This is a genomic window from Tenacibaculum sp. TC6 (assembly GCF_050606265.1).
Taxonomy (GTDB): domain Bacteria; phylum Bacteroidota; class Bacteroidia; order Flavobacteriales; family Flavobacteriaceae; genus Polaribacter.
Genome location: NZ_JBOCUK010000005.1, coordinates 97,119 through 117,711, shown reverse-complemented (window position 1 = coordinate 117,711; position 20,593 = coordinate 97,119). Strand labels below are relative to the sequence as shown.

General features: G+C 31.8%; 23 protein-coding genes and 1 riboswitch. Of the genes, 15 read left to right on the top strand and 8 right to left on the bottom strand.

The genetic code is table 11. The features are described from left to right. Positions 1–3: 3 nt before the first annotated feature. Positions 4–98, top strand: a riboswitch (TPP riboswitch). A 69-nt stretch (positions 99–167) separates the two neighbouring features. The 9 genes from thiS (at position 168) to moeB (ending at position 7,982) form a co-directional block, all read left to right on the top strand. Further along, positions 168–371, top strand: a complete 204-nt coding sequence (thiS, locus tag ACQY1Q_RS04425; RefSeq protein ID WP_431004082.1) for a sulfur carrier protein ThiS — start codon at positions 168–170, stop codon at positions 369–371. Positions 372–429: 58 nt separating this feature from the next. Next, positions 430–2,289, top strand: a complete 1,860-nt coding sequence (thiC, locus tag ACQY1Q_RS04420) for a phosphomethylpyrimidine synthase ThiC (protein ID WP_431004081.1) — start codon at positions 430–432, stop codon at positions 2,287–2,289. A gap of 53 nt (positions 2,290–2,342) precedes the next feature. After that, the gene (locus tag ACQY1Q_RS04415; protein ID WP_431004080.1) at positions 2,343–2,954 is read left to right on the top strand and encodes a thiamine phosphate synthase; all 612 of its coding nucleotides are present in this window, start codon (positions 2,343–2,345) and stop codon (positions 2,952–2,954) included. A 28-nt stretch (positions 2,955–2,982) separates the two neighbouring features. Beyond that, a complete protein-coding gene (locus ACQY1Q_RS04410; protein WP_431004079.1) occupies positions 2,983–3,738 on the top strand; it encodes a hydroxymethylpyrimidine/phosphomethylpyrimidine kinase in 756 nt (251 codons plus the stop codon). 56 nt (positions 3,739–3,794) lie between these two features. Then, positions 3,795–4,157 (top strand): four helix bundle protein, encoded by a 363-nt coding sequence (locus ACQY1Q_RS04405; RefSeq protein WP_431004078.1) that lies wholly within the window; start codon positions 3,795–3,797, stop codon positions 4,155–4,157. A gap of 45 nt (positions 4,158–4,202) precedes the next feature. Further along, positions 4,203–4,850 (top strand): thiamine phosphate synthase, encoded by a 648-nt coding sequence (gene thiE, locus ACQY1Q_RS04400; RefSeq protein WP_431004077.1) that lies wholly within the window; start codon positions 4,203–4,205, stop codon positions 4,848–4,850. Positions 4,851–4,860: 10 nt separating this feature from the next. After that, positions 4,861–5,631: a thiazole synthase gene (locus ACQY1Q_RS04395; protein ID WP_431004076.1), complete on the top strand. Its 771-nt coding sequence runs from the start codon at positions 4,861–4,863 to the stop codon at positions 5,629–5,631. 42 nt (positions 5,632–5,673) lie between these two features. Beyond that, the gene (gene thiH / locus ACQY1Q_RS04390) at positions 5,674–6,828 is read left to right on the top strand and encodes a 2-iminoacetate synthase ThiH (RefSeq protein ID WP_431004075.1); all 1,155 of its coding nucleotides are present in this window, start codon (positions 5,674–5,676) and stop codon (positions 6,826–6,828) included. 101 nt (positions 6,829–6,929) lie between these two features. Then, positions 6,930–7,982 carry a molybdopterin-synthase adenylyltransferase MoeB gene (moeB, locus tag ACQY1Q_RS04385; RefSeq protein WP_431004074.1) on the top strand — a complete coding sequence of 351 codons (1,053 nt, stop codon included), beginning with the start codon at positions 6,930–6,932 and terminating at the stop codon, positions 7,980–7,982. Positions 7,983–7,995: 13 nt separating this feature from the next. Here the strand turns inward: moeB and ACQY1Q_RS04380 are convergent, their stop codons facing one another. The 4 genes from ACQY1Q_RS04380 to ACQY1Q_RS04365 form a co-directional block, all read right to left on the bottom strand. Further along, positions 7,996–9,426 (bottom strand): serine hydrolase, encoded by a 1,431-nt coding sequence (locus tag ACQY1Q_RS04380; RefSeq protein WP_431004073.1) that lies wholly within the window; start codon positions 9,424–9,426, stop codon positions 7,996–7,998. A 17-nt stretch (positions 9,427–9,443) separates the two neighbouring features. Beyond that, complete coding sequence (locus ACQY1Q_RS04375) at positions 9,444–10,466, bottom strand: S41 family peptidase (RefSeq protein WP_431004072.1); 1,023 nt, start codon at positions 10,464–10,466, stop codon at positions 9,444–9,446. 1 nt (position 10,467) lies between these two features. Further along, the gene (locus tag ACQY1Q_RS04370) at positions 10,468–10,905 is read right to left on the bottom strand and encodes a MarR family winged helix-turn-helix transcriptional regulator (protein ID WP_431004071.1); all 438 of its coding nucleotides are present in this window, start codon (positions 10,903–10,905) and stop codon (positions 10,468–10,470) included. 136 nt (positions 10,906–11,041) lie between these two features. Then, positions 11,042–11,506, bottom strand: a complete 465-nt coding sequence (locus tag ACQY1Q_RS04365) for a copper resistance protein NlpE (RefSeq protein WP_431004070.1) — start codon at positions 11,504–11,506, stop codon at positions 11,042–11,044. Positions 11,507–11,614: 108 nt separating this feature from the next. Here ACQY1Q_RS04365 and ctlX point away from each other — a divergent pair, with 108 nt between their 5' ends. The 5 genes from ctlX (at position 11,615) to ACQY1Q_RS04340 (ending at position 15,209) form a co-directional block, all read left to right on the top strand. Next, a complete protein-coding gene (gene ctlX, locus ACQY1Q_RS04360; protein WP_431004069.1) occupies positions 11,615–12,550 on the top strand; it encodes a citrulline utilization hydrolase CtlX in 936 nt (311 codons plus the stop codon). Positions 12,551–12,729: 179 nt separating this feature from the next. Then, positions 12,730–12,933 carry a hypothetical protein gene (locus ACQY1Q_RS04355; protein WP_431004068.1) on the top strand — a complete coding sequence of 68 codons (204 nt, stop codon included), beginning with the start codon at positions 12,730–12,732 and terminating at the stop codon, positions 12,931–12,933. 12 nt (positions 12,934–12,945) lie between these two features. After that, the gene (locus tag ACQY1Q_RS04350) at positions 12,946–13,602 is read left to right on the top strand and encodes a hypothetical protein (protein ID WP_431004067.1); all 657 of its coding nucleotides are present in this window, start codon (positions 12,946–12,948) and stop codon (positions 13,600–13,602) included. 67 nt (positions 13,603–13,669) lie between these two features. Continuing rightward, positions 13,670–14,212, top strand: coding sequence for an alpha/beta hydrolase (locus tag ACQY1Q_RS04345; protein WP_431004066.1), 543 nt, complete (start codon positions 13,670–13,672; stop codon positions 14,210–14,212). 133 nt (positions 14,213–14,345) lie between these two features. Then, a complete protein-coding gene (locus ACQY1Q_RS04340) occupies positions 14,346–15,209 on the top strand; it encodes an OmpA/MotB family protein (protein WP_431004065.1) in 864 nt (287 codons plus the stop codon). Between the two features lie 74 nt (positions 15,210–15,283). On the opposite strand, the gene ACQY1Q_RS04335 is transcribed toward ACQY1Q_RS04340, so the two are convergent. The 3 genes from ACQY1Q_RS04335 to ACQY1Q_RS04325 all read right to left on the bottom strand — a co-directional run bounded on the left by ACQY1Q_RS04335 (position 15,284) and on the right by ACQY1Q_RS04325 (position 19,246). After that, positions 15,284–15,736, bottom strand: a complete 453-nt coding sequence (locus tag ACQY1Q_RS04335) for a hypothetical protein (protein ID WP_431004064.1) — start codon at positions 15,734–15,736, stop codon at positions 15,284–15,286. Positions 15,737–15,873: 137 nt separating this feature from the next. After that, positions 15,874–18,783, bottom strand: a complete 2,910-nt coding sequence (locus tag ACQY1Q_RS04330; RefSeq protein WP_431004063.1) for an FAD-binding and (Fe-S)-binding domain-containing protein — start codon at positions 18,781–18,783, stop codon at positions 15,874–15,876. A 4-nt stretch (positions 18,784–18,787) separates the two neighbouring features. After that, complete coding sequence (locus tag ACQY1Q_RS04325; protein ID WP_431004062.1) at positions 18,788–19,246, bottom strand: Lrp/AsnC ligand binding domain-containing protein; 459 nt, start codon at positions 19,244–19,246, stop codon at positions 18,788–18,790. A gap of 153 nt (positions 19,247–19,399) precedes the next feature. Here ACQY1Q_RS04325 and ACQY1Q_RS04320 point away from each other — a divergent pair, with 153 nt between their 5' ends. Next, positions 19,400–20,212 (top strand): DUF1338 domain-containing protein, encoded by an 813-nt coding sequence (locus ACQY1Q_RS04320; protein ID WP_431004061.1) that lies wholly within the window; start codon positions 19,400–19,402, stop codon positions 20,210–20,212. Positions 20,213–20,250: 38 nt separating this feature from the next. Here ACQY1Q_RS04320 and ACQY1Q_RS04315 read toward each other — a convergent pair whose 3' ends face one another. Then, positions 20,251–20,568: a phosphoribosylpyrophosphate synthetase gene (locus tag ACQY1Q_RS04315; protein WP_431004060.1), complete on the bottom strand. Its 318-nt coding sequence runs from the start codon at positions 20,566–20,568 to the stop codon at positions 20,251–20,253. Positions 20,569–20,593: the final 25 nt, after the last annotated feature.

The window sequence follows — 20,593 nt, the reverse complement described above, 5'->3', positions numbered from 1 at the left end:
TGTAGTAAACTTTAGGAGTAGCTAGTTCGCTAGTTTGAGAAAGATCCTTTGAACCTGATATGGTTAACACCAGCGTAGGGAAAAGTTGTCACATCTTTTTTAGTATCGTATTTTTTTTTACAGAGCGATACTAAACTTCTTCTACAGTTTACTTTAAAAAGTTTCATATGATAACAATAAAAGTAAACGACGTTCAAAAGAAATTTTCAAATACCTTAACATTACACGAACTGGTAGCTGTATTAAAATTACATACCAATGGTATTGCTATTGCTATTAACGGAAGTGTAATAAAAAGAGAGGATTGGACTTCACAAATACTTCATGATAATGATGCTATTTTAATCATAAAATCTACACAAGGAGGATAAACTAACTACAAATAACAAACAAATACATTTTTGTATTCAAAACTAACAACCTTAACAAATGAAGAAAAAAGATACTGCACCTAAACAAAACGGAATAACTAGACAACCGTTTCCAAATTCGAGAAAAATATATGTTCAAGGAAAAATTCATCCGCAGATAGAAGTTGCTATGCGTGAAATTGAATTGAGCGATACAGTAGATTCAATGACAAAGAAAAGAACTCCTAATGAACCGATAACGGTGTACGATACTTCAGGTCCTTATACTGATCCGACTAAAGAAATTAACATTCATAATGGGTTAGAGCGCATTAGAGAAGAATGGATAGTGAACAGAGAAGATGTAGAAATTTTAAATGAGTTTACTTCTGAATATTGTAACGAACGATTGAAAGATGCAAGTTTAGATCATTTACGATTTAACTTAAAACATAAACCCAAAAGAGCTAAAAAAGGAAAAAATGTAACGCAATTACATTATGCTAAAAAAGGAATAATTACGCCTGAAATGGAATATGTAGCCATTCGAGAAAATCAACGAATAGATGAAATGACTCGTTTGTCTAAACAACATCCGGGGCAAGATTTCGGAGCAAGTATTCCTGAAAAGATTACTCCTGAATTTGTAAGAGAAGAGGTTGCCAGAGGGCGTGCGGTAATTCCTTCAAATATCAATCACCCGGAAGCAGAACCTATGATTTTAGGTCGTAACTTTTTAGTAAAAATAAATGCAAACATTGGTAACTCGGCTACTACCTCTTCTATTGAAGAAGAAGTAGAAAAAGCAGTTTGGGCATGCCGTTGGGGAGCTGATAATATTATGGATTTGTCTACAGGAAAAAATATTCACGAAACTCGTGAGTGGATTATCCGTAATTCACCAGTACCTGTGGGTACAGTGCCCATTTATCAAGCTTTAGAAAAAGTAAACGGAATTGCTGAAGACTTAACTTGGGATATTTTTAGAGATACACTAATAGAACAAGCAGAACAAGGTGTAGATTATTTTACCATACACGCAGGAGTACGCTTAGCATATGTGCCAATGACAGCAAAACGTATTACCGGAATTGTTTCCAGAGGAGGATCTATTATGGCAAAATGGTGTTTGGCACATCACAAAGAGAGTTTTTTATATACCCATTTCGAAGAGATTTGTGAAATTATGAAAGCTTATGATGTAGCCTTTTCATTAGGCGATGGGTTACGACCGGGGTGTATAGCTGATGCTAATGATGAAGCTCAGTTTGCCGAATTAGAAACATTAGGAGAGTTAACCAAAATAGCATGGAAACATGAAGTACAATGTTTTATTGAAGGACCGGGGCACGTACCTATGCACATGATTAAGGCTAATATGGATAAACAATTGGAAGCCTGTGGGGAAGCACCTTTTTATACATTAGGCCCTTTAACTACAGATATAGCACCTGGATATGACCATATTACTTCTGGAATTGGAGCCGCAATGATTGGTTGGTACGGTACAGCAATGTTATGTTATGTAACACCTAAAGAACATTTAGGTTTACCAAATAAAGAAGACGTACGCACCGGAGTAGTTACTTATAAGTTAGCTGCACATGCCGCTGATTTAGCAAAAGGACACCCGGGAGCACAACATAGAGATGATGTTTTAAGTAAAGCACGTTTTGAATTCCGATGGGAAGACCAATTCAATTTAAGTTTAGATCCGGAATTAGCAAAAGAATATCATGATGAAACACTTCCGGCTGAAGGTGCTAAAATTGCACATTTTTGTTCTATGTGCGGACCAAAATTCTGTTCTATGAAAATAACTCAGGAAGTTCGAGATTATGCGGCGCAAAAAGAATTAGAGTCTTCAGAAGCCATAGAAGAAGGAATGAAAGAAAAATCAGAAGAGTTTAAAACAAAAGGGTCAGAAGTTTATCTGTAAATTACGAATTAAAAATTTCCAAATTCATAATTCGTAATTCAAAAATTGATTGTATGATTGTAGTAATCGCTCCGGAAAGAGATCATAAACATGAAGTAGAAATCTTGCATCAACTTTTTGAAGCAGGATTGACACATTATCATCTTAGAAAGCCATTTAAAGGATATCAAGAACATATTGAATATCTGAATCAAATAGAAGCAAAATATCATGACAGAATAGTCGTACACTATTTTCATGAATTACTAAATGATTTCAATTTAAAAGGAATTCACTTGCAAGAACAACCTAGAATTGATTTAGGAGAGCACCTTACAACCTATGTGAATGCTTTTAAAGTAAAAGGAAGCACCGTAAGTAGTTCTTTTCATGAACCTACCGTATTAGAAGCATGTGAAATAAGTTTTGATTACCATTTGTTAAGTCCTGTGTTTTCATCTATATCAAAAGAAGGATATGAAGGCAGAGGGTTTGATGTAAATCACCTTAAAAAAACAATAATAGGTATGGGAGGAATTACTCCTGAAACAATTACAGAAACTTTACAGTTAGGATTTAAAGGAGTTGGTATTTTAGGAGGTGTTTGGAATACTGAAAGTCCCGTTGAAAGTTTTAAAAATATCAAAAGTCATTACAAAGAGTTTACAAAGCAGCCTTTTGATTAAAGTAAATTATATTAACTGGAGTAGAAGAATGAAACAACAAATCTATATACTAACTATTGCTGGTTTTGATCCTTCAAGCGGTGCCGGATTGACTTCAGATATAAAAACATTTGAAGCTCACGGGTTGTATGGAGTATCTGTATGTACAGCAGTTACCGTTCAAAATGATATCGATTTTAAAGATTGTATTTGGATTGAAAAAGAAACAATAATCAATCAAGTAGAAACTTTATTTGAACGCTTTGAAATATCAGTAGTAAAAATAGGAATTATCCAATCTTGGAGTGTATTATTAGAGGTTGTTCAAATTCTAAAGAAATGCAATCCATCCATAAAAATAGTGTTGGACCCTGTTTTAAAAGCCAGTGCTGGATTTGATTTTCATTCCGAAGAGAATATAAAGGTGTTTGAAGAAGTATTACAATACTGTGATTTTATTACTCCAAATTATAATGAAATCAACGCTTTATTTCCTGATAAATCAATAGAAGAAACTATTGAGTTTATTTCAGAAAAAACGAATATTTATTTAAAAGGAGGACATAGATTAGCTAAAAAAGGATGGGATGAAGTATACCATAGTAAAATAGTACAATTGAATATTCCACCAATAGCTAAAACTATCTTTGAAAAGCATGGAAGTGGTTGTGTGTTGTCTGCAGCTTTAGCATCAAACTTAGCCAAACAACTTCCTTTAGATGATGCTTGTAAAAACGCTAAGCAATACACAGAACAATTTTTAAACTCTAATCAAACGCTCTTAGGAGAACATTCTTATAAGTAATTGAGGAGTTTAGAAGTTAAGAATTATAGGTGAAGCAATACAAAAAAATGAAGGATATGAAGAAAACAACATCATTTGAAGATTTATTGGTTTGGCAAAAAGGGCATCAGTTTGTATTAGAAGTATATAAAATATCTAAACAATTTCCAAAGGAAGAGATATATGGTTTAACATCACAGTTTAGAAGAGCAGCAATATCAATAACAGCAAACATTGCAGAAGGCTATAAAAGAATTAACAATAAAGAAAAGCTACGGTTTTACAATATAGCACAAGCATCATTAGAAGAATGTCGTTATTTTTTAATACTATCTAAAGATTTAGAGTATGTGAAGAGTATTTCTAAAGAAAAAGAACTAATAGAGGAAGTAAGCAAAATGTTGAATGCGTATTGTAGAAGTATCCTTAATAAATCTTAATACTTAACTCCTTAACTTCTATTAATACACCGATTACTAAAAAGAATGATAAGTAAATTACATTATATAACTCAAGGAAAAACTCCGGAAGAACATTTAGAAAATGTACAAAAAGCTTGTGCTTCTGGAGCAGAGTGGGTACAACTTCGATTAAAGAATCTGGATCCAAAAACTATTTTAGAAACAGCGCAAAAAGCAAGAGAAATTACGAGTCATTTCCAAACTCGTTTAATTATAAACGATTATTATAAAGTAGCGAAAGAAGTCAAAGCAGATGGAGTTCATTTAGGTAAAGCTGATGAATGTCCGTTAAAAGTAAGAGAATATTTAGGGAATTTATATATCGTAGGCGGGACAGCAAATACTTTGGAGGATTGTACAAAACTACTAGAAAAGAGAGTAGATTATATTGGTTTAGGTCCTTTTCAATTTACAGAAACTAAAAAGAATTTGAGTCCGGTTTTAGGAACTGTTGGTTATCAAGTATTATTAGAAGAGTTAAAAACAACCACTCCAATAATAGCCATTGGAGGGATTACCCTAGAAAATGTACCTGATATTATTAATACAGGAGTCTATGGTGTTGCCATTTCAGGAGCGATTACACAAAATTTCAACTCGATTTCTGCATTCCATAAAATTTTAAAAGCACCAAGTACTAACGAACAAGTGTACAAAATAGGAGCACAATAAATCAGTAACAATGAATACCAACTTAACAATAGCCGATAAAACATTTACCTCACGATTATTTACAGGAACAGGGAAATTCAGTTCCTCTCAATTAATGAAAGAAGCTTTGTTAGCTTCAGAAAGTGAACTGATAACAGTTGCTTTAAAAAGAGTAGATGTTCAAAACGAAGAAGATGATATTTTATCACATTTAAATCATTCTCGAATTAATTTATTACCAAATACATCAGGAGTTCGTACAGCAAAAGAAGCTGTGTTTGCAGCAGAATTGTCTAGAGAAGCTCTGGAAACGAATTGGGTAAAATTAGAGATACATCCAGATCCAAGATATTTATTACCGGATCCTATCGAAACCTTAAAAGCAGCTGAAGAACTAGTAAAAAAAGGATTTGTAGTCATGCCTTATATTCATGCAGATCCGGTTTTATGTAAGCGATTAGAAGAAGTAGGAACGCAATGTGTAATGCCTTTAGGAGCACCTATTGGAAGTAATAAAGGATTGAAAACCTTAGAGTTTTTAGAAATTATCATAGAGCAATCAAATGTTCCTGTGGTAGTAGATGCGGGTATTGGAGCGCCTTCACACGCAGCGTATGCTATGGAATTAGGTGCCGATGCTGTTTTGGTAAATACAGCTATTGCAGTATCACAAAATCCGGTAGCTATGGCACAGGCTTTTAAAATGGCAGTAGAAGCAGGGAGAATGGCCTATGAAGCAAAACTAGCCCCTATCAGAAAACAAGCAGAAGCAAGTAGTCCGCTAACGAGTTTTTTAAATTAAAGCTGTTGGTATTTAGTCATTAGCTTATTTAAAATTAATACGATGCTAGTAAACACAACAAAAAATAAAAACCAAGAGCTAACAGCCAATAGCTTTAAAGATACATTCAACCAATACAACTGGGATCAAACTTTGCAAAGCATTTTTAATAAAACAACTATTGATGTTGAAAATGCCTTATCAAAGAATAAACTCGATTTGGAAGATTTTAAAGCGCTCATTTCGCCTGCTGCAAAACCTTTTTTAGAACAGATGGCGCAAAAGAGTCGCTTGCTGACTAAAAAACGATTCGGAAATACCATTCAAATGTATGCTCCGATGTATTTAAGTAACGAATGCCAAAATATATGTACCTATTGCGGATTCAGTTTTACAAACAAAATTCCGAGGAGAACCTTAACTGATGCTGAAATACTAAAAGAAGTAGCTTTTTTAAAAGCGAAAGGGTACGATCACATTTTGTTAGTAACCGGAGAAGCCAATCAGACAGTGGGAGTTGAGTATATTAAAAACGCAATTGAATTGATTCGCTCACAATTCTCAAATATTACGATTGAAGTGCAACCTTTAGATCAACATGAGTATGAGTTGTTAATTGAAAGTGGATTGTATGCAGTATTGGTATATCAAGAAACGTATCATCAGCAAGAATATAAAAAACACCATCCGAAAGGGAAAAAATCAAATTTCGAGTATCGTTTGGAAACACCTGATAGACTAGGAAAAGCAGGAATTCATAAAATAGGATTAGGAGCTTTATTCGGGTTGGAAGATTGGCGAGCAGATAGCTTTTTTACCGCATTGCATTTAAAATATTTACAGAAGACCTATTGGAAAACGAAGTATTCTATTTCGTTTCCACGTTTAAGACCGCACTCCGGAGGTTTAGAGCCTAAGGTTGAAATGACGGATGCAGATTTGGTACAATTAATCTGTGCGTTTAGACTATTAGATGAAGATGTAGAGCTGTCAATGTCTACCCGAGAAAGTGAAGTTTTTAGAAATAATATCGTTAATTTAGGGGCAACCTCCATCAGTGCAGAGTCTAAGACAAATCCAGGAGGATATAGTGTTGAACCACAATCGTTAGAGCAATTTGAAATTTCAGACGAAAGAAGCACCGAAGAAATTGTACAGATGCTAAAAGGTCAGGGATTAGAAGTAGTTTGGAAAGATTGGGAGCATTTTAGAAGTTAGACCGCTTCGCTGTTAGAATCAAGATTGAAGATTGAAGGTAACTTATCTTTTACAAACCAAATGAACGTCATTCTGAACTTGTTTCAGAATCTTATACAATTATGAACTTAAGTCAAGAAGAACAAAAACAATACAATCGTCACCTAATTTTAGATAAAATAGGAGAAGAAGGGCAACTAAAACTTAAACAGGCCAAGGTTTTGGTAATCGGTGCAGGCGGATTGGGTTGTCCTGTATTACAATACTTAACAGCAGCAGGTGTTGGGACGATTGGAATTATTGATGATGATGTAGTAGACCAAAGTAATTTACAGCGTCAAGTTTTATATACGATAGATGATATAGGAAAGTCCAAATCAGAAACAGCAGCGAATCGTTTGTCAAGGTTAAATCCGTTTGTACAGTTTCATGTATATAAAGAAAAATTAACTAACCAAAATGCTGTTTCTTTATTTGAGAAATATGACGTAATTGTAGATGGCAGCGATAATTTTGCCACTCGTTATTTAACCAACGATGCAGCGGTATTAACCCAAAAACCGTTAGTATACGGTGCTATTTTCAAGTTTGAAGGACAAGTCAGTGTATTTAATTACCAAGGAAGTGCTACGTATCGATGTTTATATCCAACACCACCAAAACCAGAGGAATCACCTAATTGTTCAGAAATAGGAGTTTTAGGTGTATTACCCGGAATTATAGGAAGCTTACAAGCTAATGAAGCTATTAAGATTATTTGTGGAATAGGAGAGGTGCTAGCCAATAAATTATTGATGTATGATACCTTAAGCATGCGTCAAATGATATTAAAGTTTCAAAAAACCGACAAGGCTGAGGTTACTGAACTGGACAAAGATTATGCGTTTTTCTGTGGGATCAAAATCCCTATACATGAAATAACTTTAGAGGAGTTACAACGTAAGTTATCAACCTATAACTTATTAGATGTTCGCGAACTTTGGGAACGAGAACAACATCATATTGGGGGACAACATATTCCATTAGGAGAACTTGCTCAACGATATGATGAAATAAATACAGAAAAACCTGTGGTTGTTTATTGTAAATCAGGAATGCGAAGTCAACGCGCTATTGATTTTTTAGAAGAGGTGTATGAGAATGCAACTTTTATCAATTTAAAAAACGGATTGTAGTTTATACATTTCTTTAAATCTTAAGTAACTCTTTTATTTTTTCTTTAGCATTTTGATTATCAGGATTAAGTTCTAAACTCTTCTTGTAATTTTTAATTGAAGCATCTGTATTTCCACTTTTCATATAGGCTTCTCCAAGAGAATCGTAAGCATCATAAGACTTAGGAAAAGCAAAAACTTCAAGCTCAAATAAATCAATGGCATTTTTATAAAAGCCCCTTTTTATCATTTCATAACCTTTTGCATTTATAGCTATTTCAGATAAATTATTTTTTGAATCAGCTAATATTTGCTTCGTCTGTTCAATTCCATGGTTTAAACAAGTATTTATCATTTTTTTAGTGAAAAAATAACTGTTTAATTTTGGGGTAGTTCCGGCTATAGTTTGCTCTATAAAAAATCGGGCATCCAAAAAACCTTGATCTAAATCTTTATTCGTAAGCAGAATTACGGTATAATTTTGTTTGTCAAAAACTCTCCATTCAACACCTGCCCCAAAATGCCCTCCGCTATGCCCATAAATACCTGATCCTTTAGCACTGGCAAACTGCATACCATAACCGTATGAACCATTTAAAGGTTCTTTTTTCATAAGAAGGCTATATTTTGGAGTTAAAAATTGATTGTTTTTAAACGCGGTAGCAAATTTATATAAGTCATCTAAAGTAGTATAACCACCACCTGCCGGACCACCTTTAGCAGCGCTCATAAAAATGTTTTTTTGTAGTTCATTGGGGTGTATATCTGATAAAGTATAATTTTCTGCAGCATTTTCAATGGGAAAGTCAATATCATAGTTGCCTGTATTTTTCATACTTGCAACGGAAAAAATATTATTATGAATAAACTGTTCATAAGGTGTTTTTGTAATTTCTTCAATAATTCTACCAAGTACGATATAATTCGTGTTTCTGTAAGAAAATTGCTCATTAGGTTTGTTTTCTAAAGGTTCATTTTCATAAAGAGGAGAAAGGCTTTCTAAGGTTCTGAATTGATCTTTTGAAGAGTTAATAAATTTCTCTGAATGAAAAAAATTAGGCAGTCCACTTCTATGTGATAATAGTAATTTAATGGTTATAGAATCTCTTACATTTTTATTAGGATAGTTGGGTAAAAACTTTCCAACGGGGTCATTTAAAGACAATTTTCCTGCTTGAATTAATTGAAAAATAGCTACAGCCGTGAAGGATTTACCAATGGAAGCATAAGAAAATTTTGTGTTAACATTATTTTTTACCTTATGCCCCAGATGCGCAAAACCGTATGCTTTTTTAAATAAAACACTATCATTTTTAGCTATTAAAACAGTTCCGCTAAAACCATCTAAAGAATCCAGATAATTTGTAATCTCAATTACTTTAGAGTCTTTTTCTAAATGCTTGCTTTTTGAATTACAAGAAAAAATAAAAGGAATAATTATCAGGAGTAAAAACGCTTTTTTCATAGTAAAGAGTTGGTTGTTTATTGTTGTATTTTTTTGGTTAAGTCAGTAATTCTTTTTTCAATTTCTTCGCTAAGTAGTTCTGTATTTAATTTTTGCTTTAGAATATGATTAAGAGCTACAATTTGTGCTTTTTCCAGAGCTTTATCTGAAGAAATATAATAAGTAGGTTCAACGCCAATATGCTCCCAGTTTTTACCGGTTATTGGGTCATGCATGTTGCCAACAGGAACAAACAATAAGAACTCATTATTAATAACAAACATTTCTACAGGATTGGACGCACCAGCTGTTTTTTCGCCTATAATAGTTGCGATACCCCTATTTTTTAAATGATAACTAAGGGCTTCTGCACCGGAAAACGAATTTTTGTTAGTTAATATATAAATAGGTTTACCCAAATATTTTTTACCTGAAACTTTGACCTTTGTTTTATTTACAACAGTTTTATTTTCAAACCTGTAATATGTTTTGCTTAAGGTTTCTTTATTGCTAAAAAAATAACTGGAAAACAACTCAACCATACCAATATCGCCACCACGATTATCTCTTAAGTCAATAATCAAAGAATTGGTATTGGCCACAAAATTCATTGCAGCAGCTAAAGTGGCTTTTGAGGAGGTAGGTTCAGCAAAACCGGAATAGTGAATATAACCTATATTACCCGGAAGTCTTTGTACCGACTCAAACCCGAAATTCCATCGTTTATTAATTTCATTAAATTTTTGTTGCTGAACTTTTTTAGATTCGGTTTTCTTTAAAAAATTAGGTCGATATAAAAGAACAAAATGTTTGTCCTTACTATATTTTTCAAGAAAAAAAGTAATTGTATCTGCAAATTGTTTTTTAGATAACTCACTGAAAGTATTTTTCTTCAAGCCTAATAATTGCTGTTTAACATGTTCAGCAACATCAGGAAAAATATAATTATCTTCTGTTTTATTAAGTAAAGTATCAATTACGGATTGGTAGTTCACCTTCTCTTGAGAAAAGGTTATTGTTGAGGTGAAAAAAGCCAAAAGAATAAGAATTATTTTTTTCATTTTATGAAGTGCAATTTTTAGTTATTTTTTTAAGTAAGTCGAACAACTGAGTAAGTTCAGAATCGGTTATTCCTTTTAGAGCAGTATTTCTATTAATCTGTATAACCGGATCCAGTAAAGAAATTGCTTTTTTTCCTTTTTCAGTAATTGTAACTAATGAACGTCTTTTATCATGTGTGTTTGTTTTTTTATTCAGATAGTCTTTATCTTCCATTAACTTTAATATACGAGTAATGGAAGCATAATCCTTAAAAACTAAATCGGCTAATTCTACTTGTGTATAATTACTATTCTTGTTAAGAATAATTAATATTAAAGCTTGATCAACTGTAATATCCGGAATTACTTCAGCTATATTTTTTGCACTTAATTTTCGATATGCTTTTATAGTTTCTTCTATTGAATACAATATGGTTGATGTAGGAGTATTGAATGTCATGATATATTTGATATATCAAACAAATATATAAAATTAATTGATATATCAAATAATTTTTTAAAAACAGGATTCAATAACAAATAAAAATAGCCTAACAAATTATTAGGCTGATGTTATAGTATAAAAAATAATCTCCTTACTCTTTCTTAGAAAGAATGTAAAATTTAGAAAGCTCTCCTTCAATCACTTTTCCATCAGTGTCCAATGCAATCACAGAACCTTCAATGCATTTGTATTGAGGATTTCTGTCAGGAATATTTAAAGTAATATTTGTTCCTTTTTTGTCCCATGTAAAACTTCCTTTTTCAACAAAATTGTTTTGTTCTTCATCCAAGTATACTTCAGTCAATTCAAACGTTAAATCAGCGTTCAACTTAAGTGTAGTGTTAATTCCAGGGCAACTAGCACAGGGTAGTGTACCTTCATAGATTCCAGACCAATCTAAAGAGTTTTTAGCATTATGCTCATCAACAAATTCTTGTTTGGGTTGTTGTTCAACTTTGTTTTCAGTATTACTATTACCTTGGTTTTTACAAGAGAAAAATACTAACGAAGTCATGGCTAAAATAGCAGCCGATTTTTTCATTGTTTTTCTAGTCATTTTTTAAAAGTTTTATCAAAGTTTTTACTAGCAGTTATTATGCCATAAATTACTTTTGAATATAAGAAAATAACAGAAAATAATATTAAAATCTGTTACCTTCGCAGTATGCAACAAACAACGAATACCATAGTAATGGTTCGTCCTGCTAGTTTTAGGATGAACGAACAAACAGCCGTAAATAATTATTATCAACAAGAATTATCAGGAATGTTACCGGCTTCAGTTAATGCAAAAGCACAAGAAGAATTTGATGCTTTTGTGCAAAAACTTCAATCCGTTGGAGTAGAAGTTGTGGTCATTGAAGATACCAAAGAACCGGACACTCCTGATGCGTTATTTCCTAATAATTGGATTTCTTTCCATGAAAACGGTGATGTAGCTATGTATCCGATGTTTGCTGAAAATCGTAGATTGGAAAGAAGAGAAGATGTCTTAGAAATTTTAGAAGAAAAAGGATTTCTTATTGAAAATGTAGTTGATTATTCTGAAGCAGAGGAAGAAGAGATTTTTTTAGAAGGAACGGGGAGTATGATTTTAGATAGGCAACATAGAAAGGCTTATTGTGCCTTATCACCCAGAGCTGATGAAGAATTATTCATAGAATTTTGTGAAGATTTTGAATTCACTCCGGTAGTATTTGTCGCAAACCAAACGGTAAATGGAAAAAGAGAAGCTATTTATCATACCAATGTTATGATGTGTGTTGCAGAAACATTTGCAGTGGTATGTTTGGATTCAATTGATGATAAAAGTGAAAAGAAAAATTTATTGAAACATCTAAAATCTGATAAAAAAGAAGTTGTTGCAATTACAGAAGAGCAAGTAACTCAGTTTGCCGGTAATATGTTACAAGTACGAGGAAAAGATAATGAACGCTATTTAGTTATGAGTACTTCAGCCTATAATTCGTTAACTAACCAGCAATTAAAAATAGTAGAAAAGCATACAAAAGTAATACATAGTTCACTACAAACCATTGAGGCTTGTGGTGGAGGTAGTGCTCGTTGTATGATGGCAGAAGTTTTTCTTCCTAAAGCGTAAAAATTCTATCTAAATCAAAATTTTAAAACTGATTAATTTCTAATCCTAAAAGAAGTTAATCAGTTTTTTGTTTTTAAATTATTGACTTATTGTTGATTAAATAGTAAATTGCATGGTAAATTGTGACTAAAAAGAAATAAAAGTGTCTTAACCCTAAAACCAACATAAATTCATTTATTATGAAAAAACTATTGATCCTTCTGTTTTGCACTTCTTTAGTGATAGCATGTACAGACAAAAAGAAAGAAGAGGAGAATAAGCAAATTGAAGCTAATATTCAGAAGATAGATTCTATTGAAGCTAAAGTGAAAAAAGAAATTGAATCTTTAGAAAATACAGTAGAAGAAGTTAAAAAGGACATAGAAGAGTTAGATAATATTTAAAAATTAAAGAAAATGAGAAAACAAAAAATCATAACATCGTTATTCGTACTTTTCTTATGTATAGGAGTACAAAATGCTTTTGCTCAAGGAAAAGGGCATGAAAAAGCTAATAAACATGCTAATAAGGCTAAAAAAGAAAAAGTAAAAGAAGTTTCTGAAGAAGTAGAGCAAGAAGTTGAAGAAGCTAAGGAGAAAGGTAAAGAGATGAAAGATAAAATGAAAGAGCATGGAAAAGGAGAAGAAATGAAGCAGCATAAAGAAAAAGAGCAAGACGGAGATAGAGTAGGGAATGGAAAGAAAGATAAAGATGAACACAAAGGAAAAGGAAATGCTTATGGACGCAATAAAGGAGATATGAGCGGAAGAGAGTTTGGTAAATTACGTTCAGAAGAAGCAAAAAACAAAATTAAAGAGCAAGAAGAAAGAGTAAGTAGAAGTGAAGATATTCTTTTAATAGGTAGAGAGAAAGAAAGAGCCGCAAAAGAAAGGTTAGAAGAAGCTAAAAAGAATAAAACACTTAGTGATGAAGAAGTTCAACAAAAAGAAGAAGTACTTAATAAAGTAAAAGAAAAATTGGACGACTTAGATGAAAAGATAAAGAAACAAAGAGAAAAGATTAAAAAGGAAAAAGAAGATTTAGAAAAAATCATTTTTCCTGAACAGAGATAAGGAAAACAAAAGTCTATTTGGAAAGCGCATAAGATGAGTATCTTGTGTGCTTTTTTTATAAAGTTATATGAGTAAAAAGAGATTAGTTATCCTTTCAGACTTATGGGGAAAATCAAATGCAAAGTGGATTGAAAGTTATGTTGAAAAACTTACGCTTAAATTTGAAGTTGTTTTCTATGATTCCTGTGAGTTAGCAGGTATTGAAATTGAAACAAAACCACAAAATCAAGAAGAGTTACATAAACAATTTGTAGAGGGAGGAATCGAAAAAGCAGTTAATAAATTAAGTGAATTAGAAAAAAATACTAATAGTATTCTCTTAGCATTTAGTATTGGAGGAACCATTGCTTGGAAATATGCATTAAAAACAACAAGCACAGTAACACAATTATATTGTATTTCTTCAACACGACTTCGGTATGAAGTTGTAAAACCCCAATGTTCGGTTTATTTATATTATGGAACCAATGATTTATTAACGCCGGATAAAAAGTGGTTCGAATTATTACACACCACGGCTATTTTTAAAGAGGGAAATCATGAGCTTTACAGAGAACAAGAATTTGAAAAATTTATTTGTGAAGAAATCTATAAAATAGAAAAGGTATAGCAGTATGGTTTTCAGGTTTTAATAGCAAAACAAGGCAAAAAATCTAAAAAATAAGACATAATAATTAGCCATAAATTATACTAAAACTGAAAAATGAGAGTTTAATTGTTTAAACAATTAAAAACTATCAATAATGAAAAAACTAGCGCTATTTGTAACAGCAGCAGTATTGGCAACATCATGTGTGTCTAAAAAAAAATATGTAGCTTTAGAACAAAGGTATAATGATACCAGAGGAACATTACAAAAAACAATGCTAGAGAAAGAGCAATTGGAAGAAAAATTTGCTAAAATTGAAAAAAGAGTTGATAATTATAATGAAAAAATAAATTCATTACAAGATCTTAACTCAGATTTAAAGAAAGAAAATGATATAAAATTAGATGTTGTAGGAAATGCTGTAATTTCTAATTCAATGAAAAAGAAAATGAGAGAAACCTTAAAAAATGTTGATCAAGCAGAGTTAGCTAAAGCTAAAACTTTACAAGATTCAATGAATTTAGCTGTTTCTTACAAATTAAAGCAATCTATAGATACATCTGATTTAGAAAATTCTGATGATGTAAATATCAATATAGACAATACAGTAGTTATGATTTCTGTATCAGATAAAATGTTATTTAATACTGCAAGTTATAAAGTAAGTAAAAAAGCTTACAAAATCCTTAAAAAATTAGCAGACATTATAAAGTCTGAACCAAGTATGGAAGTTATGATTGAAGGTCATACAGACTCAAGATCTATTCATAACGATGTAATACAAGATAACTGGGATTTAAGTGTAAAAAGAGCAACATCAATTGTACGTGTATTAGAAAAGAAATACGGAATTGAATCAGAAAGATTAATTGCCGCTGGAAGAGGATCATCTGTACCATTAGTAGAAAATAATACAAGTGAAAACAGAGCTAGAAATAGACGTACTAAAATTATGATTTTACCAAACCTTGATAAATTTTTTGGTTTAATGGCAAAAGAAGAGGTATTAACTCCTTAAGAAAAATAAATAAAGAAGTGTTATAAAAAGCCCGGTTAGTTTATCTAACCGGGCTTTTTAAGTGTTAATAAAGTTTATACTAAAGCAGTGTTATTTAACTTGTAATTTTTATAATACTGCATAAGTATAAAAGCACAGGTAACAGAAGAAGCTATTCCTTCAATTGCTAGAGCAAAAATAACTAAAGGTAAGCTTAAGTCTTTACCCCAAAAAGATGAGTTTTCCAGAACTTTTATAAATGAACCATCTAAGAAAGAAACATAAATAATGAGTCCTAGAATACTAATGCCTACGGCTAAAATAGAGGTACCCGTTCCAATTAAAAAATTTTGAAAGTATAAGGTTTCCTGATTGGTTTTAATATTTGTTTTTATAGCTCTGTTAATTCCCCAAAGCACAAAAACAAAATTTAAAAAACGTAATTCAGGAATGCTATCCAAACCCAAGATTTTCATTAGAAGAAAGTACCCCGCTATGCCGGCAAAAATAAGTAAAGCATTGTTGAGAATTATTTTACTTTTAGACATATGTGGTAAATTTTAAATTACACAATATCTAAAAATACAAAATATTTTAAATATAACCTATTGATAATTAGGTTTGTATTTGGGTTGATTTAAAAAGGCTTAACAACTATATGTTAAGCCTTTTTAAAAGTAAAAAATTATACTAAAGCTTCTTTTAGGATTGTTATCGGATGTTTAGCAATACGTTTAGTACCATCATAAATTTGATGACGGCAACTGGTACCGGCAGCAATAATTTCTGTAATGTCACTGCAATTACGTACTTTAGAAAATAAAGTATCTTCACCTACTTGCATGCTTACCTTGTAATGTTCTTTTTCATAACCAAATGAACCGGCCATTCCACAACAACCTGTATTCATAATAGTAACTTTATAATTCTTAGGAATATTTATAATACTAAAGGAAGCATGAGTACTGGATAATGCTTTTTGATGGCAATGACCGTGTATTTTTAATTCTTTAGTTTCTTGTGTAAAAACAGTTGAATTAATAGCCCCTTTTTGATGTTCACTTGCCAAAAATTCTTCAATAGTAAACGTGTTTTTTGCAATCAGTTCAGCATCAGATTTGTTATTGGCTAAACGAATATATTCATCTCTAAAAGTTAAAATAGCTGAAGGTTCTAAACCTATCAATGGAGTGTTTTCAGAAATAAGTTCTTTAAAAATAGCAATGTTTTTATTAGCTATTTCTTTAGCTTCCTTTAAAAAACCTTTTGAAATATAACTACGACCACTTTCTTCATGTTGAACTGTTTTTACTTGATATCCTAATCTTTTAAGTACATACATTGCATCTTTACCAATTTCAGTATCATAAAAATTAGTAAACTCATCATTGAATAAGTACACGGTTTTATGAAGCGTTTCAGTAGAGATTGTGTTCTCTTTTTGATGGTGTAACCAACTTTCAAAAGTTTGTTTAGCCAGTTTAGGAACCGTACGCTGTATGGCAACTCCCATTATTTTTTTAGCCAAAGTAGTATTGGTAAAGAAGTTTGTTAGTGCAGGAAATTTGCTACCTAACTTATTATATTTTGCATTGTTGGCAAATAACTTACTTCTGAAAGAATATCCGTTAGTTTCTTGGTATTGATATAAAAATTCTGCTTTCATAGAAGCAATGTCAACATTACTTGGACATTCACTGGCGCAAGCTTTACAACTCAAACATAAATCCAGAATCTGTTTAAGTTCTTTAGAATCAAACTTATTTTTAGCCGTGTTATTGGTTAAAACTTCACGTAAGGTATTAGCTCTGGCACGCGTAGTTTCTTTTTCATTACGAGTAGCACGGTAACTAGGGCACAGAGTTCCTCCGGCTTCCGGAGATTTTCTACAGTCACCGGAACCATTACATTTTTCAGCTAGTTTTAAAATTCCTTCACTGTCAGAAAAATCCTGAATAGTTTCAATTTCAGGCTCATCTCTGTCTATTTCATAACGTAAACTTTGATCCATAGGAAAAGCATCAGTAATTTTTCCTTTATTGAATATGTTATTTGGATCAAATGCTTTTTTGATTCTTCGTAATAGTTGATAGTTTTTATCACCAATCATTAACGGAATAAATTCAGCGCGAACAATTCCGTCACCATGCTCACCACTAAAAGAACCCTGATATTTTTTTACTAACTGAGCAGTTTCTGTTGTAATCTTTCTGAAGAGAACAACATCTTCTTGCTTTTTTAGGTTAAGAATAGGACGTAAGTGAAGTTCACCTGCTCCTGCATGTGCATAATAAACAGCCTCTTGTTTGTATTTGGTCATGAGTTGTGTAAACTCATCTATGTAGGCAGGAAGGTCTTCTAAAGCTACGGCAGTATCTTCAATACAAGCCACCGCTTTCATATCACCGACCATATTACCTAATAATCCTAAACCTGCTTTTCGTAATTCATGAACCTTATGAATATCGTTACCGTATACTTTAGGATGATGATATCCGAAACCATTTTTTTGTAAATCAGAAATTAAGACATCTGCTAAAATTTCAGCTTCTTCAATGGTGTCAGCACTCACTTCTAACATTAAAACAGCCTCCGGATCACCTTGTAAGAAAAAACGATTTTTAGCTTGTTCACGGTTGTTTTTTGTGCAATCTAAAATTACTTTATCCATTAGTTCACAAGTATATAAATTGTGATTCATGGCGGTAACGGTAGCCTTTAAACTTTCATTTACACTGGTAAAATGTGGGCATACCATAATGCTTTGACTTGGTGGTAAATCATCCAGTTGAATGGTAAGAGCTGTAGAAAAAGCTAAAGTTCCTTCACTGCCGGATAAAAATTTTGCAGGATTTATAGTGGGTTCATTTCCGCCAAATAAATCAGAAGTTAAAAATTCATCAACGGCATATCCGGTATTTCTTCTGTGAATACTTTCTTTAGGAAACTCTTTTTGTATTTCTTCCTGAATTTCTTTTTGAGATAATTCATTATAAATAGCTTTATAAATGGTTCCTTCTAAAGAATTTTCAGCCTTTTTTTGTTTAAATTCCTGTGATGTAATTTCAGAAAATGTAACCTCACTACCATCACTTAATAAGCCTTCAATAGCAATAACTTTATTACGAGTTACTCCATAGCGAATAGAAGTGCTCCCGGAAGAGTTGTTACCAACCATTCCGCCAATCATACAACGATTAGATGTTGAGGTATTAGGTCCAAAAAACAAACCATAAGGTTTTAGAAACCTATTTAAGTCATCTCTAATAATACCGGGCTCAACAGTAATTGTTTTTTTAGCTTCATCAAAAGCTAACATATTGGTAAAGTATTTTGAAACGTCTATAATTATTCCGTCTCCTACACACTGACCGGCTAACGAAGTTCCGGCTGTACGAGGTATTAAAGTAATTTTATGTTGAGTAGCAAAAGCAATCAGCTTTTTAATATCTTCTTTATTTTTAGGATAGGCTACAGCTAAAGGAATTTTACGATAAACAGAAGCATCTGTAGCGTAAATGTTTTTATGTAAATTATCATAAAATAATTCGCCTTCTAAAGAGTTGTGTAAGCTGTTTAGTTTAGTGTTATCCATGGTATTATTTAATAAGAATATTACGTTTAAAGCAAGTGTCAAATGAAATAAAGGTATCTGTACCTGCCACACCGTTTATTAAATGAACTTTATCGTATAAAATTTTTTGTAAATGCTCATTGTCCTTAGCAAAGATGAGAATAAAAATGGCATAATTTCCGGAAACGAAATTACATTCCACAATTTCTTCAATTTTTTCTAATTCTTTCATAACACTTTTAGCAAAGCGAGCTTCACGTAATCGAATACCGGTAAAAGATTTTGTTTTGTACCCTAACTTCTTTTCATCTAAAATAAATTCCGCTTTTTTTATAACACCCTCATTCGTTAATTTTTTTATTCTTTGATGTATTAAAGAGTTAGAAACATTCAGTTCTTCCGCAATTTGAGAAAAAGCTTTTCGTGCATCTAAACGGAGTTTAGTGAGTATTTGTTTGTCTATATAATCAAATTGATTATCCATTCCGTATTTTTTTAAATATAAAAAATCAATTTTGTTTGTTATTTGTTTTTTTATAATTAAAATAACATAAAATTATATTTTAGAGTGTAAAATTAATTATAATTAAGTGTTTTTAAAAGAAATACGATTTATTTTTGTCGAAAATTTTACAACATGAATACAACACAAATTTTTGATAAATTATGGAAAGAGTACACTGAAAGAACTCCTTCTGCACAAAAAATAAAAGAAATATTCACTCAGCAAGGAAATACGGTTTATAATGACCATGTTGCTTTTAGAACTTTTGATGATGAAAGAGTAAATATTGATGTATTAGCGGTTCCTTTTATTAAAGCTGGATATCAAGAAAAAGGAGATTATGTTTTTGAGGCTAAAAAGTTATATGCTAAGCATTTTGAACACGCAACAGATAAAGATGCTCCAAGAGTATTCATTAGCCAATTAAAAACAGGAGAGTTTTCACCAGAGTTACAGGCTGAGGTTAAGAAAATGATTGATAGTATTCCTGCTGAAGAGTTAAGCTCTGACGAATTGGTTTTTAAAGGACGTTTATGGGAACAACCAAGTTATGAAGTGTACGAAAAATTACAAGAAGAAACTGAATATGCTGCTTGGTTATATGTAAACGGTTTTTGTTCAAATCACTTTACCGTAGATGTAAACAGATTAGATACTTTTGAATCGTTACAGGAGGTTAATGAGTTCTTAAAAGAAAACGGATTTAAAATGAATACTTCAGGAGGTGAAATAAAAGGAACTCCTGCAGAATTATTAGAACAATCAAGTGTTTTAGCAGATAGAATTCCGGTTGATTTTAAAGAGACAACTAAAGAAATTACGTCTTGTTATTATGAATTTGCATTCCGTTACCCAATGGCAAACGGAGAGTTATATTCAGGGTTTATAGCAGGATCTGCCGACAAAATTTTTGAAAGTACTGATATGAAATTACAAGAAGCGTAATTTTATAAGAAAGACTATAACACATAAAAAACCTCACTTTAAAGTGAGGTTTTTTTATGTGTCTTTAATTTGTCTAACATCTCATCGGCGATTTCTTCTGAATAAATTCCGTAGGAATTAACCATAATGCCTTTAAGTTGATACTTGTCTGAAGAAATTGCATATAAAATTGATGAATCATCAGGGTTAGAATCTCCTTCAAAACGAAAATAGTTGTCAATTTCAAACTCGTCATGAAAAACTTTATACTCTCCATTTCTGCATTCAAGGCAGTTTTGTTTTAAGTTGAAATCTTCTGTATATCCTTGTTTTTTTAACTCATTTATACCTTCCAATAAAGTGTCAAATGCTTCCATGATTATTTTTTTAAATGCGTTGTCT